This window comes from Pseudoalteromonas phenolica, assembly GCF_044788725.1.
GTDB lineage: Bacteria > Pseudomonadota > Gammaproteobacteria > Enterobacterales > Alteromonadaceae > Pseudoalteromonas > Pseudoalteromonas phenolica_C.
Map to the genome: position 1 here is coordinate 580,398 of NZ_CP173162.1, position 16,883 is coordinate 597,280.

Annotated in this window: 13 protein-coding genes; 8 read left to right on the forward strand and 5 right to left on the reverse strand. The window is 43.9% G+C overall.

Features of this window, described 5'->3' with window-relative positions:
• Nucleotides 1-77 precede the first annotated feature (77 nt).
• The 4 genes from acnD (at nucleotide 78) to ACH784_RS20125 (ending at nucleotide 5,922) form a co-directional block, all read left to right on the forward strand.
• Nucleotides 78-2,669, forward strand: coding sequence for a Fe/S-dependent 2-methylisocitrate dehydratase AcnD (acnD, locus tag ACH784_RS20110; RefSeq protein ID WP_404395436.1), 2,592 nt, complete (start codon nucleotides 78-80; stop codon nucleotides 2,667-2,669).
• A gap of 47 nt (nucleotides 2,670-2,716) precedes the next feature.
• Nucleotides 2,717-3,889, forward strand: a complete 1,173-nt coding sequence (prpF, locus tag ACH784_RS20115) for a 2-methylaconitate cis-trans isomerase PrpF (protein WP_404395438.1) — start codon at nucleotides 2,717-2,719, stop codon at nucleotides 3,887-3,889.
• A gap of 211 nt (nucleotides 3,890-4,100) precedes the next feature.
• Entirely contained in the window at nucleotides 4,101-4,694 is a 594-nt protein-coding gene (locus tag ACH784_RS20120; RefSeq protein WP_404395440.1) for a LysE family translocator, read from the forward strand.
• Nucleotides 4,695-4,800: 106 nt separating this feature from the next.
• Complete coding sequence (locus ACH784_RS20125) at nucleotides 4,801-5,922, forward strand: FAD-dependent monooxygenase (RefSeq protein ID WP_404395442.1); 1,122 nt, start codon at nucleotides 4,801-4,803, stop codon at nucleotides 5,920-5,922.
• 76 nt (nucleotides 5,923-5,998) lie between these two features.
• Here ACH784_RS20125 and ACH784_RS20130 read toward each other — a convergent pair whose 3' ends face one another.
• Together ACH784_RS20130 and ACH784_RS20135 are read right to left on the reverse strand one after the other, a co-directional pair.
• Nucleotides 5,999-6,559, reverse strand: coding sequence for a mechanosensitive ion channel domain-containing protein (locus ACH784_RS20130; RefSeq protein WP_404395443.1), 561 nt, complete (start codon nucleotides 6,557-6,559; stop codon nucleotides 5,999-6,001).
• A gap of 59 nt (nucleotides 6,560-6,618) precedes the next feature.
• Nucleotides 6,619-6,927, reverse strand: coding sequence for a DUF952 domain-containing protein (locus ACH784_RS20135; RefSeq protein ID WP_404395445.1), 309 nt, complete (start codon nucleotides 6,925-6,927; stop codon nucleotides 6,619-6,621).
• 200 nt (nucleotides 6,928-7,127) lie between these two features.
• Here ACH784_RS20135 and ACH784_RS20140 point away from each other — a divergent pair, with 200 nt between their 5' ends.
• Nucleotides 7,128-8,162: a Kelch repeat-containing protein gene (locus ACH784_RS20140; RefSeq protein WP_404395446.1), complete on the forward strand. Its 1,035-nt coding sequence runs from the start codon at nucleotides 7,128-7,130 to the stop codon at nucleotides 8,160-8,162.
• A gap of 63 nt (nucleotides 8,163-8,225) precedes the next feature.
• On the opposite strand, the gene ACH784_RS20145 is transcribed toward ACH784_RS20140, so the two are convergent.
• A complete protein-coding gene (locus tag ACH784_RS20145; RefSeq protein ID WP_404395447.1) occupies nucleotides 8,226-9,527 on the reverse strand; it encodes a sensor histidine kinase in 1,302 nt (433 codons plus the stop codon).
• Nucleotides 9,520-10,890: a sigma-54-dependent transcriptional regulator gene (locus tag ACH784_RS20150; protein ID WP_404395448.1), complete on the reverse strand. Its 1,371-nt coding sequence runs from the start codon at nucleotides 10,888-10,890 to the stop codon at nucleotides 9,520-9,522. The genes ACH784_RS20145 and ACH784_RS20150 overlap by 8 nt, the downstream gene beginning before the upstream one ends.
• A 177-nt stretch (nucleotides 10,891-11,067) precedes the next feature.
• On the opposite strand from ACH784_RS20150, the gene ACH784_RS20155 reads away from it, so the two are divergent.
• The 3 genes from ACH784_RS20155 to ACH784_RS20165 all read left to right on the forward strand — a co-directional run bounded on the left by ACH784_RS20155 (nucleotide 11,068) and on the right by ACH784_RS20165 (nucleotide 15,483).
• Nucleotides 11,068-12,315: an efflux RND transporter periplasmic adaptor subunit gene (locus tag ACH784_RS20155; RefSeq protein ID WP_404395450.1), complete on the forward strand. Its 1,248-nt coding sequence runs from the start codon at nucleotides 11,068-11,070 to the stop codon at nucleotides 12,313-12,315.
• A gap of 62 nt (nucleotides 12,316-12,377) precedes the next feature.
• Nucleotides 12,378-13,067, forward strand: coding sequence for an ABC transporter ATP-binding protein (locus ACH784_RS20160; RefSeq protein WP_404395452.1), 690 nt, complete (start codon nucleotides 12,378-12,380; stop codon nucleotides 13,065-13,067).
• Nucleotides 13,060-15,483, forward strand: coding sequence for an ABC transporter permease (locus tag ACH784_RS20165; protein WP_404395454.1), 2,424 nt, complete (start codon nucleotides 13,060-13,062; stop codon nucleotides 15,481-15,483). The genes ACH784_RS20160 and ACH784_RS20165 overlap by 8 nt, the downstream gene beginning before the upstream one ends.
• Nucleotides 15,484-15,638: 155 nt before the next feature.
• Here ACH784_RS20165 and opgC read toward each other — a convergent pair whose 3' ends face one another.
• Nucleotides 15,639-16,751 carry an OpgC domain-containing protein gene (gene opgC / locus ACH784_RS20170; RefSeq protein WP_404395455.1) on the reverse strand — a complete coding sequence of 371 codons (1,113 nt, stop codon included), beginning with the start codon at nucleotides 16,749-16,751 and terminating at the stop codon, nucleotides 15,639-15,641.
• Between the last annotated feature and the right edge of the window lie 132 nt (nucleotides 16,752-16,883).

Sequence of the window (16,883 nt, forward strand, 5' to 3'; positions counted from 1 at the left end):
CCTTAACCTTATTAAAGGGCCACACTTTTAATTCAATCGATTTAAGCCTTTTCTACCCCGTCACCGAAGATAGAATTATGAATACCAAATACCGTAAGATATTACCCAACTCTCAACTCGCTTTTTATGATGCACGTGAAGCTGTTGATGCCATTAAACCAGGCGCGTATGCCACACTCCCTTACACATCGCGTGTACTTGCAGAAAACTTAGTTCGTCGTTGTGAGCCAGAAAAGCTAGATGCAAGCTTATCTCAGTTAATTGACAGAAAGCGTGACCTTGATTTCCCTTGGTTCCCTGCACGTGTTGTGTGTCACGATATCTTGGGCCAAACCGCCCTTGTTGACCTTGCCGGTTTACGTGATGCAATTGCTGCAAAAGGGGGCGATCCGTCTAAAGTAAATCCAGTGGTTCCGACTCAGCTCATTGTTGACCACTCGCTAGCAGTTGAGCACGCTGGTTTTGAAAAAGATGCATTCGAGAAAAACCGTGCCATTGAAGACCGTCGTAACGACGACCGCTTCCACTTTATTAACTGGACAAAAACTGCATTCAAAAACGTTGACGTTATCCAACCGGGTAACGGCATCATGCACCAAATCAACCTAGAAAAAATGTCGCCGGTTATCCATGCGCGAGATGGCGTTGCATTCCCTGACACATTGGTTGGTACAGATAGTCACACACCACATGTTGATGCACTTGGTGTAATCGCAGTAGGTGTAGGTGGTCTTGAAGCAGAAAGCGTCATGCTAGGTCGTGCTTCTTATATGCGTCTACCAGATATTGTCGGTGTTGAACTGACAGGTAAAGCTCAACCGGGCATTACCGCAACTGATATCGTACTCGCAATTACAGAGTTCTTAAGAGCTGAAAAAGTAGTCGGCGCTTACTTAGAGTTTTACGGTGAAGGTGCAGCAAGCTTAACGCTTGGTGACCGTGCAACCATCTCAAATATGACACCAGAGTATGGTGCGACGGCGGCGATGTTCTACATCGACCAACACACCATCGATTACTTAAAGATCACTGGCCGTGACGACGAGCAAGTTCAGCTTGTTGAAAACTACGCGAAAGAAACCGGTCTTTGGGCTGACAGCTTAGAAACAGCAGAATATGAGCGCGTTCTTACTTTCGATTTATCAACAGTTGGCCGTAATATCGCTGGCCCTTCAAACCCGCACCGCCGTGTATCTACTTCAGAACTTGCACAAGCGGGTATTGCAGGCACAGTTGAAAACGAAGAAGGCAAAATGCCAGATGGCGCGGTGATCATCGCAGCTATCACCAGCTGTACTAATACCTCTAACCCGCGCAACGTAATTGCCGCTGGTCTACTCGCACGTAATGCCAACGCAAAGGGTTTAACTCGTAAGCCTTGGGTTAAGTCATCACTGGCTCCGGGTTCAAAAACAGTAAAAATGTATCTTGAAGATGCCGAGTTATTACCAGAATTAGAGCAACTTGGTTTTGGTGTTGTGGCATTTGCATGTACAACATGTAACGGTATGAGTGGTGCCTTAGACCCGAAAATACAACAAGAGATCATCGACCGCGACTTATATTCAACGGCGGTACTGTCAGGTAACCGTAACTTTGATGGTCGTATTCACCCTTATGCAAAGCAAGCTTTCTTAGCGTCTCCACCATTGGTTGTGGCATACGCGATTGCCGGCACCATTCGTTTTGACATCGAAAAAGATGTACTGGGACATGACCAAGACGGTAACCCAGTTACCCTGAAAGACTTGTGGCCAACGGATGAAGAGATCGACGCAGTGATCGCAAAAAGCGTGAAGCCAGAGCAATTCCGTCAAGTATACGAGCCAATGTTTGACTTAAACGTCGATTATGGGGAGAAAAACGATCCGCTTTATGACTGGCGTGAAATGAGTACCTACATTCGCCGCCCACCATATTGGGAAGGCGCACTAGCTGCTGAACGCACCATGAAAGGTATGCGTCCACTTGCTGTTCTAGGCGACAACATCACCACAGACCATTTATCACCTTCAAATGCAATTTTAGCAAGCAGTGCTGCGGGTGAATATTTGGCGAAAATGGGTCTGCCAGAAGAAGACTTTAACTCATATGCAACCCACCGTGGTGACCACTTAACCGCGCAGCGTGCAACCTTTGCGAACCCGAAATTGTTTAACGAAATGGTGTTGGACGAAAGCGGTGAGGTAAAACAAGGTTCACTGGCGCGTATTGAGCCAGAAGGTAAAGTAACGCGCATGTGGGAAGCCATCGAAACCTACATGGAACGCAAGCAGCCGTTGATTATTGTGGCAGGTGCGGACTATGGTCAGGGTTCATCACGTGACTGGGCGGCAAAAGGCGTACGTTTAGCGGGTGTTGAAGTGATTGCAGCAGAAGGTTTTGAGCGTATTCACCGTACTAACCTAATCGGTATGGGTGTATTACCTCTGCAATTTGAAGCCGGTACAACCCGTAAAACACTGGGTCTTGACGGTACTGAAACCTATGACGTTATTGGCGAGCCAAGCCCAGGTGCAACGTTAACCTTATTGATTAATCGTCAAAACGGCGAGCGTGTAGAAGTGCCTATGCTATGTCGTCTTGATACTGCAGAAGAAGTATCAATTTACGCGGCTGGCGGTGTGCTTCAAAGATTCGCACAAGATTTTTTAGAAGCTAATAATTAATAAACAAGCGAATGAGGCTCTCTCATTCGCTTTTGAAGGATTTTTAAATGGCTTTCAAACCACAAATTAAAGTGCCTGCGACTTATATGCGTGGCGGCACCAGTAAGGGGGTCTTTTTTAACCTTGCTGATTTACCTGCTGCAGCACAAGTTGCAGGTGAAGCACGCGATAATTTATTGCTACGCGTGATTGGCAGCCCTGATCCATACGCAAAACACACCGATGGTATGGGCGGTGCAACGTCAAGCACCAGTAAAACTGTGATTCTGGCAAAAAGTGATGTGCCTGATCACGATGTAGATTACCTATTTGGTCAAGTTGCCATTGATAAACCTTTTATCGATTGGAGTGGAAACTGCGGCAACTTAACTGCTGCGGTAGGCGCATTTGCAATCAGCAACGGCCTAGTTGACGCCGAACGTGTGCCTGAAAACGGCATTGCGGTTGTACGTATTTGGCAAGCCAACATCAAAAAAACCATCATCGCGCACATCCCTATGACCAATGGGGAAGTGCAAGAAACCGGTGATTTTGAGTTAGATGGCGTGACTTTTCCTGCAGCCGAGGTGGTGGTTGAGTTTATGGACCCAGCTGATGGTGAAGGCGATATGTTCCCTTCAGGTAACTTGATTGACAGTCTTGAAGTGCAGGGTATTGGCACTTTCCCTGTGACCATGATCAACGCGGGTATTCCGACCCTATTTTTCAATGCAGAAGATTTAGGTTACACAGGCACAGAGTTACAAGAAGCCATTAACAGTGATGCAGCCGTGCTTGAACGCTTTGAAACCATTCGTGCCCATGGCGCAGTGAAAATGGGTTTGATCCAAGATATCGAAGAAGCAAAAGTGCGTCAGCATACACCTAAAATTGCCTTTGCCGCACCTGCTCAGGCTTACACCGCCTCAAGTGGTAAAGCGATAGCTGAGTCGGATATCGATGTGTGTGTTCGTGCGCTTTCTATGGGCAAGCTTCACCACGCCATGATGGGCACAGCGGCTGTTGCAATTGCGACCGCAGCTGCAATTCCTGGCACCGTAGTAAATCTGGCTGCAGGTGGCGGTGAGCGAGAAAGCGTTACCTTTGGCCACCCATCAGGCACATTAAAAGTCGGTGCAGCTGCAAAACTTGTAGATGGTAAATGGCTGGCTGAAAAAGCAGTCATGAGCCGCAGTGCACGAGTGCTAATGGAAGGTTTAGTACGCGTACCGCAAGACTAATTTAAGCAAATTGTTCATGAGTTGTGATACTCCCAAGGCCCGAGAGGGCCTTTTTTAATGGTCTTTTTAAACAACTGATACTCCCAATGATTTTCAAATCATACGTAGGCGGCAAGCGAAGCCTCTTCTGAGCATAGTGTGCATGTGATGAAGTAGCTGAGCACAGCCAACACCCGTATGGCTTGAAAAGTGAAGGGAAAAGGAATGAAAAATGATAGAAGCAGTTACTACCCTTGCACTTACTACCGCACTTTTATTGGGCTCGCCAGGGCCTGCACCACTTGCCCTAGCAGGTGTCGGTGCCAGTTTTGGTTTTAAGCAAGGTTTAGGATTTCTTGCTGGTATTCTACTCGGCTTGCTGGTGGCAATTAGCTTAGTTGCATTGGGGTTAGGCAGTTTGTTTGAGCAATTCCCAACGGTCAAACTCATTTGCCAAGGGGTCGCAACCGCTTATTTAATTTATGTGGCGTACAAGATTGCGAGTAATACCAGTGGAATTGAGCAAAGAGCAGGGGCAGCGCCAAGTTTTAAAGATGGCTTTATATTAAATTTAATCAACCCAAAAGCTTACGCCGCGTTTTTAGCCATTTTCGCAAACTTTATGATCCCTGCAAATTCACCTGTTTACAGTGCCATACTAACTGCTACAGTGAGCTTTGTTGTTGCCGTTATCGTTGATGGATTATGGATGGCAATCGGCAGTAAACTCAGACCCTTTTTTGCAAAACCCGAACAAGCAAAATGGCTGAGGTTTGCGTTTGCATCTCTACTGTTAGCGAGCATTGGCGCCTCCTATTTTCTTTAAGTACCTGGCGCTTAAGTTCAGACCTAAAACTTGACAGATAAGATGACTTTTCGGGTCTAACTAATGCTATATTGCGCTTAATTTCATATGTTATAAGAATAAGTTGATGCGCATATTAATTGTTGGAGCAGGCATTGCCGGATGTGCTCTGTATCGTCGTTTACAGCCACTCGGTTACGAGATTGATATTATAGAAAAGTCATCTGAGTTGGTCAGTGAAGGTGCCGCGATTTGTTTACCTGCCAATGCCATGCTAGCGCTAGAGCAACTAGATTTGGCCGAACAGGTCAAACTGGCTGCTTTTCAAGTTGATCAAATCGAATATGCGCTGTCATCGGGCAAGACCTTGGCTTCAGCTTCATTACATGAAGCGCCATTAAATAAAGCGCCTTTTGTCGCTTTGAAGCGCGATACACTGATGTCTATTTTAAGAGATGGTATGGCGGCTGATGTGCAGTTAAACACTAGGCCAACAGCACTAAGCCAAGAAAACAATCAAGTGTCCGTGACATTCAATACAGGTGCTTGTAAAACGTATGACCTTGTCGTTGCGGCTGATGGTATTAACTCAGCCATAAGAAGTATGGTTCAACCAAATACATCATTGCTTACTCATCAAGTTACGAACTGGCGTTTTATCACTAAAAAGCCTAAAGCTAATATACAACCGACTTACTATGTGGGTAATGACTCTGCATTCATGATCTACCCAATCAGTGACAGTGAGGTGTATTGTTATGGTCAAATTATGGATGAGCAAGGTCAGTATGCTGCACTACCGAGTGATAAAGCACTGCAGGATATCTTCTCAGAGTATGATGTGCCTGTTGTGCAATGCGTAAAAGACTTATCCGAACAACAGCATATTGTGCTTGGACAACTTAAGAGTGTAGAGCAAACAGAATCAGTATTTGATCGCGTGGTTTTAGTTGGAGATGCATTGCATGGTTGCCCACCCAGTTTACAGCAAGGTGCAGGCATGTCTTTAGAAGATATAAACTGTCTTGCTGATAACTTAAGTAATAAGTCTGTAGATGAAGCGCTAAAGGCCTATAAAACAGCAAGAGCGGAACGAGTCACATGGACTGTATCTGAGTCTAATAAAATCATTAAGCTAGCAGGGCTAGGACGTTCACCAATTGGACGATTTATTCGCAATAGTATTATTCGGTTGAAAGGCCCGGCTAATGTCGTGGGCTGGCGAAAGTTACTTACAGAGTGGCAGTAATAGCTTAAAAGAATTTGGAAATAAGATTAATGAGTTACAAACCCCTATGTAAATATGCACAGGGGTTTTTGAGTTATTACAGAGGCGAATTGTTTTTAGGCTCAACCGACTCTTTATCTTCAAGCTTTTGTTCTGAATTCGTAGGTTCTTTTACCTCTGCCTTCTTTGGATTTTTTATCACCCCTTTTTGCAAAATCAGCGTATTCGGATAGGTGATCAGTTCATCTTCTCGGCGAATAAGCACATGAAACAGCGAAATCTCTTCGATGACGCCTGAAATATCGTCGTCTTTGTCCATGACCTTAATTCTGTCGCCAACGCGATATGGAAAGCCAAAAAAGATAATCAAACTGGCTGTGATATTACTTAAAATTGACCACTGAGCAAAAAGTGCCACACCTAATACAGCAAACACTGACGACATAAATAACGCCACTTGCGAGTAGGCTAGCCCCGAAATACTCACTATTAGCGGAATAATAAACAGCAACGCAACGATATAAATGGTTTTACTGATGTATTTGATACGAAAAATACTGACGCCTTTTTTATTGCCATAACGATGGATCAAAGAGTCGATAAACTTTAGTGAAAGAAAAAAGCCCAAAATAATGAGCGCGATCGTTAAGGTTTTCATGTTATTCCTAAACTTGTCTTAAAAATATGTGGCAGGTAAACACACTACTACTGTACAACTTAAATCTCAGTGACTTCAACAATCGCATCGGTATTAAGCTGACCATAAATATGCGGAAATAGCCCAAGCTCTGGATTGTTCGTTGCGCCTTCGTACTTAACTTCAGGTTTGATGAGGTTTGGGTCAACTTTCAACAACGATAGAGGACCTTGGTCTTTATAAAAGCGCGCCAACACGTAATTAATTTGCGACTCAGAACACGCATGAATAAAGCCCTCTGTGTCAATTGAAGGCGTGCTGTAAAAAGCGTCACTGAGTGTTGCGGGTACTTGCTCTGTCGGCAAAATTAAGTAAATAGCATCTTGCATTAAAAGTTCCTCATTCTGTAATTGACGAGATTGTACCTTAGAGTTTGCATTCATTGAGATCTGTTTTCTAAATTTCGCTCTATAATCATTTAGATGAAAGAATTCTGTATGACAAATTTGGACGTTGGACCCAAATCAATGCATTGGCGGTTAAGTTTGTGATAATCATGTATGAACAGATCAGAAACGAAGGAGTTTTAGTGAGGCTTTTAAACAATTTAGTTCTGTTAACTTGCATGCTAGTAGGCGCAACGTCATTCGCGGCTGACTCGGCAACACCTTCACAACCAAAGTGGAAGCCCGCGCCAGACTTACCCATTACTTTTCAAGAGGTCTACCCCGCCGTTTTTATGGATAGGGTGTTCATTGGCGGTGGTTTTACTAAAACAGATTCTGACAGTTTTTATGGTTTAGGACCGACACGAAAGGTATTTATCCTAAATCCCGCAGAGCAATTTTGGGAAAAAGCCCCTGACTTACCTGAATCACGACATCATCTAGGGATGGCAAGCAACATCCATTATGTGTATGCCATCGGTGGCTTCACAGGTCCTAAAGAAGACGCGTGGCAGCCGCAGCGAACTGTGTATCGTCTAGACAGCAGAAAGAGCCGCTGGATGAGTGCGTCGTCTTTACCTATTCCATTAGCCGAGTCTGTATATGCAAACGTCGGTAAAAATATTCATGTGATTGGCGGGAAAACACGAAAACGCGGTGAGACGCAAAATATCGACACCAACGCCCACTATGTGTTGGTGAATAACGCATACTGGCGCAAAGCCAAACCCGCACCGACTGCCCGCGCTTCGGCGGCAGGTGCAGTTATCGGCAATGATATTTATGTGATTGGCGGCCGTACTGGCGGTGAAAATCGACAAAACTTAAACACAGTTGAAGTATACGATGCTCAAACCGAAACTTGGCAAACCCGCGCACCTTTACCGATTGCTGCGGCAGGCCTTGCTGCTGCCGTGATTGATGGCAAGATTATCGTCTCAGGCGGCGAAGCTTTTTCAAACACTGGCAATTGGCAAGATGGCAAAGTGTTTAACTCAGTGTTCTTGTATGACCCTAATATTGATGAGTGGCAGGAAATAGAACCTTTACCGACCCCGCGTCATGGTCACGGTAAGGTGAGCCTAAACGGAGAAGTATATGTGCTCGGTGGTGCCGCTAAAATTGGCCCACAAGAAACCTTATCAAGCACTTTGATTTATCAGCCAACACAAAACTGATTAAAAGCAAAAAGCGTTAGAGCCTTCTGACGCTTTTAATTCAGGCTCTCTTCTTAGAAGCTACTATAAAACCAGTGTAAAACTCGCACCTTCACCGACCTCAGATGCCACTTTTATTCGCCCTTTATGACGATGAATAATTTGCTGGCTGAGTGCTAAACCTATGCCTGAGCCCTTTGGTTTAGTGGTAAAGAAAGGCACGAAGATCTTCTCAAGTGCACTCGGTTCAATGCCATCGCCGTTATCCTGTATGGTGATTTCACACTTTCCATAGCGGTTAATACTCGCAGTGATATTCACTGCTTTCTCATTTTTTTGACTCAACTTTAAGGCATCTAGAGCATTAGTGATTAGGTTAACTAGCACCTGTTCAAGCATCTTTTTATCGCCTGAGACAGTTAAGTTTTCGGGCTCAATCGAAATCGTTAAAGCGATATTAGCCTCATCAAATTGTGGTTTCACTAGTGGTTGTAAATCATCAAACAGGTTTTGCACTAAAATTGGCTTTAGCTCTAAATGAGGAATATGTGTGAGCTTACGATAATCTTCAATAAACCCAAGCAAAGACTGGCTGCGAATGCCAATGGCGTTCAGACTTTGTAGGTAATCGTCGACTAAATCTTGGTCATCTACTTGGGTTGCAAGTTGCTGCTCTGTGATGGTCGCCAGGGTGTTTGAGAGCGAATAAATAGGGGCGACAGAGTTACCAATTTCGTGAATTAATACGCGAATAAGCTTTTGCCACGAATCCATTTGCGTACTTTCTATTTGCTCTGAAATGGCAGTAAACAGCCAAAGCTCATAGCGATTATTATGGTAATTAAAGGCGAAATATTTAAACAGCATGTCGTCTTCGACACTGGCACCTTGCTTGGTTTGCTCAAGAATGGGTTTTGCGCTTAAGAGCTCTTTCGCATCGCTAAACGTTCGAATGTCTAGGCTTCGCTTAGCGGTGTTGTTACACACCACTACGTCTTGCTGATTTTTGATGAGGATCACCCCTGCATCAATGTGTTGTAGCATGGTCTCGAAAATAGCGACTTGCTCGGCTTGTTTGAATTTATCGTCTTGTACTTTTTTGATCAGGTCATTGCAGACCTGTTGCTCTTTAGCACCTAAGGTGTGGGTTTCACTGAGGCGAAAACTACTGTCTTGATATTTCAGTGCGTTGATGACTTCGTTGAATTGCTGTTGTTGTTTGGCAAAAAGTTTGAGTGTCAGGGCTGCAAATAGCGCAGAGCCAAATAAAGATAAAATACTGAGCAAGGTGGCATGGCTGAATGCAACACCATAGAGCCCTATACAGGCAAAACCGACCGCTAAAACAAAGTAACTCAACACCGCCGCGCTGTTTTTATTAAACACCGTATTTCTCCATTTTGCGATATAACGACGCGCGGGTGATTCCGAGTGCCTTAGCTGTATGGCTAATGTTGCCTTTAAAGTCAGCAATAGCACGCTCTATGGTCATTTGCTCAATGTCAGCAAGGTTATAAGTGTCGAGCTGCGCAGCACCGCTTTGCGTCTCTTGGCTTGGCATGAGCTGAAATTGCAGTTGCTCACCGTCTGACAAGATCACTGAACGTTCTACTAAATGCTGCAATTCACGAATATTGCCCGGCCAATCATAGGCAAGTAACTGCGCCATGGTCTTATCGCTCACCGTTTTATGGCCTAGTTTGTATTTTTTGCAGTAAAGGTCGGCATAAAATTCTATCAGTAACGGAATATCTTGCGGTCTATCGCGCAGTGCGGGCAGTGTGATCTCGACGGTATTGATGCGATACAACAAGTCTTGTCTGAACGAGCCTTCACGCACCATGTCGTATAAATTCATGTTGGTTGCTGTGATCAAACGAATATCGACCGAGATTTCTTTGCTGCCGCCAACCGGGGTGATCACACGGTTTTGAATAGCAGTTAACAGCTTGCCTTGTAATTCGAGCGGAATATTCCCGATTTCATCTAAAAAGAGGGTGCCGGTGTCGGCCAGCTCAAAACGACCTTGTTTGTTTTCTTTGGCATCGGTGAACGCCCCTTTGGCATGACCAAACAGCTCACTTTCAAATAACGAGCTGGCAATGGTGCCCATATCAACCGATAAAAAGGTGTCCTTGGCACGCAGTGATTGCTTATGAAATTCCCGGGCGATAACTTCTTTACCTGTGCCACTTTCACCTAAAATCAGTACATTGGCATCGGTCTTTGCGGCTTTTTCGAGGGTTGTGAACACTTGTTCCATGGCAGGGCTTTTAGCAATGAGGTTCTCAAATGGACGATTTTGATCTGCCAAAGACAGCGCCGCGATTTGGTTCAGCTTTTTGCTTTTTTGGCGCTGTGCGCTTAAGTCGATACAGTTCGCCACGGTTGCCAGTAGTTTTTCGTTTTGCCAAGGTTTAAGCACAAAATCACTGGCCCCTTGTTTGATGGCATCCACAGCCATCGACATATCGCCAAAGGCGGTAAATAGCACCACAACGGCGTCTTCGTCTATGGCTTTGATTTGCTTTAACCAGTAAAAGCCCTCGGCACCAGAGGTCGATTCTCGGGTGAAATTCATATCGAGTAAGATAAGAGAAAAAGACTCTTTCTCCATGGCGTCACTGATGTTGTGCGGGTTATCTAGCGTGACAACACGCTTGTAGTGTTGTTTTAATAACATCTTAGTGGCAATTAAGATCTCGGCGTTGTCATCAACCACCAAAATCGACTTATCAATTACAGCCATGGCGTATTTCCTTACTTTCAAAGTGTACGATATCGTACACCAAGTGTTTTAAAGTTTTACACTTTTATCTGTGTTAAATCGCACTTAAAATGGTAACCAATTGTTTTATATTGGTTTTTGTTTTTGGCACAGTAATTGTCTTATATCTAACAAATCTAAACGATTAGGATGTTAGAAATGGATAAAGTGATCAGCAAAAAACGCACAGTTAAAGCATGGTGGTTGGCAGCGCCAGCAATCGCCATCGCGTACTTCTTGATAAGCAATACGGCAAACAGCAGCGGCAGTCGTTATAACCTAGAAATGGACAAAATAAAGGTAAGCACAGTCACTCGTGGTGAATTTACCGATATGATCCCACTACGCGGCAATATTACCCCGAGTAAATCAGTGTATTTAGACGCCATTGAGGGTGGCCGTGTAGAGCAGCGTTTTGTAGAAGAAGGCGCCATGGTTAAAAAGGGCGATAAGATTTTAGCTTTGAGTAACACAGGGTTGCAGCTAGATGTTATCTCTCGTGAAGCACAAATTTCTGAGCAGTTAAATAACCTACATAATACCCGCTTAGCCATCGACCAAAACCGTTTAAATCTAAAACGCAACTTATTAGAGCTGGATTTCGAGATTAAACAGAGTGAGCGCAAATTAGAACAGCACAAAAAGCTGGTGGCGAACAACTTAGTATCGCAAGACGAATTAAAAGCCGTGATTGACCGCACACAATATTTAAAAGCTCGTCGTACATTGGTAATTGAACAACAAGAGCAAGATGAGCTTATCCGTACCGCACAAATTGCCCAGCTTGAAGACAGTGTTGCACAGTTAAATAAGAACTTAAGTTTTGCCCGTAAGAACCTTGAAAACCTAGTGATCAAAGCGCCAATCGACGGCCAGCTAACCGCATTCAATGCTGAGCTGGGTGAGTCAAAGTCGCGTGGTTCACGTTTAGGTCAGGTTGATATTGTCGGTGAGTACAAGGTTAGCGCGCTAATAGATGAGTTTTATCTTGGTCGTGTTTTTGCTGGGCAAACCGCAAAAATCACTCACCAAGGTCAAGATTACACACTGACACTGGCAAAAGTTTATGCCGAGGTAAGCAACGGTCGCTTTGAAGTCGATTTAACCTTTAACGATGCCTTACCTGAGCTTATTCGTCGTGGCCAAACGTTACAGATGGAGTTACTACTTGCCGATGCAAAACCAGCCAAGATGATCCCAAATGGCGGCTTCTTCCTCGATACAGCAGGCAAGTGGGTGTTTGTAATCGAACAAGGTAGCGATGTTGCAGTTCGCAAACCAGTTCGCCTTGGTCAGCGCAATAACAAATTCATTGAAGTGTTAGAGGGATTAAACGAGGGCGACAGAGTTATCACCTCAAGCTATAGCACTTTTAAAGATATGCAGACTTTAAAGCTGACGCAGTAAACGTGCGTCACCAATTAACAATTAAAAAGATTTAAAAATTAAAAAGAATTAGGACAAAACAGATGATCAATTTAACCAACATTAGCAAAATATTCCGCACAGAATCAGTCGAAACACATGCACTTGATAGTGTCTCGTTGCACGTAGAACGTGGTGAATTTGTGGCCATTATGGGTCAATCTGGCTCGGGTAAATCAACGCTACTTAATATCGTCGGCATGCTCGATCACATCGACCAAGGTGAATACATTTTTGATGGCAAAGACATCAGTGGTTTCACCGAAAATAAGCTGGCCGACATTCGCAAAGACAACATTGGCTTTATTTTCCAAAGCTTTAATTTGATTGACGAGCTAACCGTTTTTGAAAACGTTGAACTGCCATTGGTTTACCAAGGCATTGCGAAAAAAGAGCGTGAGCAGCAGGTATTGGCGATTTTAGAAAAGGTCGACATTGCGCACCGCAAAGATCACTACCCGCAGCAGCTTTCAGGCGGTCAGCAGCAAAGGGTAGCGGTTGGGCGTGCCATAGTCGCAGAGCCAAAAATGCTACTGGCCGATGAACCAACAGGTAACCTAGATTCTAAAAACGGTGAAGAGGTCATGAAGTTACTTGCGCAATTAAATCGTGAAGGCGTAACCATTGTGATGGTTACCCACTCAGATCACCATGCCAATTACGCACATCGCGTGATCAATGTATTAGACGGTCATATCGTGTCACAAAATATGCAGGAGGTGCGTTGTGCTTAATAACTATTTGATCATTGCCTATCGCAATCTGTTAAAACAAAAACTGTATTCGGGTATTAATATTCTTGGCTTAGCCATTGGCCTGGCGATTTGTATCAGCATGGCAATCTTTGTTGAATCTGAGTTAGGTTACGACAAACACATTAATAACCACGAAAACATTTACCGTACGTCTTTAAAAATGACTGTGCCGGGCTCGCCTGCTCAGAATTTTGCACAAGGCTCGGTGTATAACGCAGAGCGTTTTTCGACAAACTTCGATGAAATTGAACAAGCAACGCGACTACGTGAAATCGGCGCAACGCTAGGATTTGGTAACACCCATTTCAGCGATAATGGCATTAACCTAGCCGATGCCAATGCCATTGAGTTTTTCTCTTTAGAAATGCTACAAGGCGATGCAAAAGCGGCCCTAGCTGCACCGAATTCAGTGGTACTGACAGAATCAGCGGCACAGCGCTATTTTTCAAGCACCAATGTGATGGGAGAAACACTGGTGCTGGCGAATCGCATTAATGTCAAAGTCACAGGGGTGATCAAAGACCTACCAACACGTACGCATTTAGACATTACGGCACTTGTCAGTATGGGCACGGCACCTGAGTTTTTACAAAACCCAAATTGGGATAAAAACCCAAGCTTTAACTACTTAACCTACTTTAAATTGGCTGAAAATACCGACATCAAAGCGCTTGAAGCTCGTTTCCCTGACTTTCTAGAAACCCATGTAGATAAAGGGCTGAGCGATGTATTACATTATTCTTTAATCAATATCAGCGACATTTACCTTAACTCAAACCTGTATGGCGAAATGAAAGAAAATGGCGACATCAATATCGTCTATTCATTCAGTATTATTGCCGCGCTTATTCTACTGATTGCGTGCGTTAACTTTATGAACTTGTCTACCGCAACGGCAACCAAACGCGCTAAAGAAGTCGGTGTGCGTAAAACCCTAGGTGCAAAGAAGCACAGCCTAGTAAGCCAATTTATGGTTGAAGCTATTATGCTTTGCTACATTGCTTTATTTATCGCCATTGCACTGGTTGAGGCAACTTTACCTATCTTTGCCGACTTTATTGGCAAAGAGCTGGCATTTAGTTACTTCGATTTTGGCACATTGGCAATTTTGTTATCTCTGGGTTTATTCGTTGGGTTGATCTCGGGTGCATATCCGGCGTTTTACTTGAGCGCTTTTAAACCTGCTAAAGTGCTAAAAGGTGAAGTGACGCAAGGTAAAGCAGGCGCGTTACTGCGTAAAGGTCTAGTAGTTTTTCAGTTCAGTGTGGCAATTATCTTAATAGTGGCAACTGTAGTGGCGAGCTTGCAGTTAAGTTATGCGCGCAACATCGACCTAGGTTATGACAAGTCGAATACCTTTGTATTGCGTGGTTTATATACCACAGAAGCCAGCCCACAGCGCGATGCCATTAAAACGCAATTATTGGCGAACCCAAATATTAGCAGCGTAACTAAAACATCACGCTTCCCAACTGGCTCTCTAACAGATGCTATGGGCTTAATTCACCCTGCAACAAAAGAGATGCAGCTTATGCCTGTGCTGGCAGTCGATGAAGATTATTTCTCGTCTTACAATATTAAGCTACTGAGTGGCCGAGGCTTCAGCCGTGATTTCACCGCAGATGCAATTTCTCGACCTTCAGAAGAAAATCCGAACCCTGAGTTTAGTGTGGTAGTGAACAGCGTGGCTGCAAAAACATTGGGCTACACACCTGAAGAAGCGGTAGGCAAGCAGTTTAAAGTATTATTCACTCGTACCTCTGAAGGCACAGCGACCATTGTAGGAGTAACAGAAGACTATTATTTCTCGTCATTAAAAACGGAAGTGGCACCAACCTATCATTTGCTTAACCATAACAATGGTTACAACATGTCGATTAAGTACACAGGCGACACGGCACAAGTACGCGACTACATTGAGCAAACATGGGGTAAATTTGTACCTGAGCAGCCGATTGCATTGGACTACTTAGACGATAGATTCAACCAAATGTATCAGCAAGAAGACAGAGAATTCATTGTATTCAACCTGTTCTCATTGCTAGCCATTTTCATTGCATGTTTAGGGTTATTTGGTCTGGCATCGTTCACCACACAACGCCGTACCAAAGAAATTGGTATTCGTAAGGTGCTAGGCGCATCGGTATTAGATATTGTTATCTTGATCAATAAAGAGTTCTCAAAGCAGGTGTTGATTGCCAACATCATAGCTTGGCCAGCCGCTTACTTTATTATGCAAGAGTGGTTAAACAGCTTTGTGTATCGTATTGATTTATCAATATTGCCATTTGCTGTTGCAACGACTTTGGCCTTTGTGATTGCGTGGGTAACGGTAGGCTCTTTATCGGCGATTGCAGCAAAAGAGCGACCTATAACAGCACTTCGCTACGAGTAATTTTATTGTTTTCGTCAATTAATAAAATGGCGATTTAGGCTCTTAACAACAGCGCGGCTTCAGCCGCGCTTTTAACTTCTGAATAAATCTCTTCAATTGATAGTTCTCGTTTTCCCTTTATTTAGACAACTTCCTATCCTATTTTGGCGATAAAGCTACGTGGCTTCGGCCGCGTTTTTATCACTTTTACTCCTTTGCTGCAGCTTTTTTCGGGCTCGCCATAGCGCATCAAGTTTAGCTGGAATGGCGAGTAACAGCACAAAAACAGCACAAGTTAAAACATCCCAATACCAATGTTGAGTCGTGAATTGGTGGGTAGCGGGCATTAAGAAGTAAATCACTACGCAGTGAAATGCGAACACAGGTAAGGCATGTTGACCGAGAAAAACAGGGTACTTTAAGGTGAATAGCCTAGTGCATTTGCGCATCAGTAGCATTAACAGATAAGCAGCAAGCAGCAGGTTGGCTTGATAAACCAAAGAAGCGCTACCATGGCCGACATAGTAGGGCTGCATTAACTCAGGATACCAATGGCGTACGATGAAAATGGCTATAATACAGCCTAGCAACGACGCCTTTACAGCCACTGAAAACTCAAACGTGCAGCCTTTGTCGAACTTGAGATAACTTAATATCACGCCCATATAAAAATAAATTTGCCACGCAAATGGATCAAAATGGCTCACGTTGAGCTTTATATCTCTAAAAATTTGATTGAATGGCGTAACCAAAAACTCTGCGTTAATAAATTGCGCCAACAGCCATACGGTGAAGGATGCCAGTGCGACGAAGATAACTTTACCGTTTTTAATCGCCAGAATGGCAAATGGTAAAAATATCATGGGGATTAAATACAAAATTAAAATATCGTGAAATCCGGGATGTTCGAGCAAAAACAAGGCTGACACAAAGCTTTGCAATGGCGCATTAAGCCAGTTGGCGGCATTGTAAAAGTCTGACCACACTGGATTAAATAACGGAAACAGCCAAACCAGTAAAAAAGTGATGAGAATGGCAATAATATGAAAGCGGTAAATGGTAAAACTGCGTTGCCATATCTTTTGTTTAAGCGCTGTTTTATTTTCTGCCAAACGACCATAAACCAAATAGGCCACAAACCCAGATAAAAAAACAAAGCCCTCAGCTGCAGATACAAACCCCAATGGCGTGCGGGTGAATTGGGTAACAAAGTTACCAAATAAATGGTTACTGGCGATGATAATAAGCAACCAACCACGAAGGCCATCGTAGGCTAGGTTTCGGGTCATGAATTATCCTTAGTTTGATTTGTACCTTACTTGAACCGTTATTTATAACGTAAAGTACAGATCAAACTAAGTGAGTTTTTTTCAAGCCCTTAAACTAGGGCGTGTTTATCTTTGAAGTATGGATTTTGTTCA

Excerpts from the sequence above, each read along its gene's own strand:
- ACH784_RS20135 (WP_404395445.1), bottom strand. The coding sequence starts at position 6,927 with ATGCAAGATGCTATTTACTTAATTTTGCCGACAGAGCAAGTACCCGCA.
- ACH784_RS20130 (WP_404395443.1), bottom strand. The coding sequence starts at position 6,559 with ATGAAAACCTTAACGATCGCGCTCATTATTTTGGGCTTTTTTCTTTCA.
- opgC (WP_404395455.1), bottom strand. The coding sequence starts at position 16,751 with ATGACCCGAAACCTAGCCTACGATGGCCTTCGTGGTTGGTTGCTTATT.
- acnD (WP_404395436.1), top strand. The coding sequence starts at position 78 with ATGAATACCAAATACCGTAAGATATTACCCAACTCTCAACTCGCTTTT.
- ACH784_RS20120 (WP_404395440.1), top strand. The coding sequence starts at position 4,101 with ATGATAGAAGCAGTTACTACCCTTGCACTTACTACCGCACTTTTATTG.
- ACH784_RS20160 (WP_404395452.1), top strand. The coding sequence starts at position 12,378 with ATGATCAATTTAACCAACATTAGCAAAATATTCCGCACAGAATCAGTC.
- ACH784_RS20150 (WP_404395448.1), bottom strand. The coding sequence starts at position 10,890 with ATGGCTGTAATTGATAAGTCGATTTTGGTGGTTGATGACAACGCCGAG.
- prpF (WP_404395438.1), top strand. The coding sequence starts at position 2,717 with ATGGCTTTCAAACCACAAATTAAAGTGCCTGCGACTTATATGCGTGGC.
- ACH784_RS20125 (WP_404395442.1), top strand. The coding sequence starts at position 4,801 with ATGCGCATATTAATTGTTGGAGCAGGCATTGCCGGATGTGCTCTGTAT.
- ACH784_RS20155 (WP_404395450.1), top strand. The coding sequence starts at position 11,068 with ATGGATAAAGTGATCAGCAAAAAACGCACAGTTAAAGCATGGTGGTTG.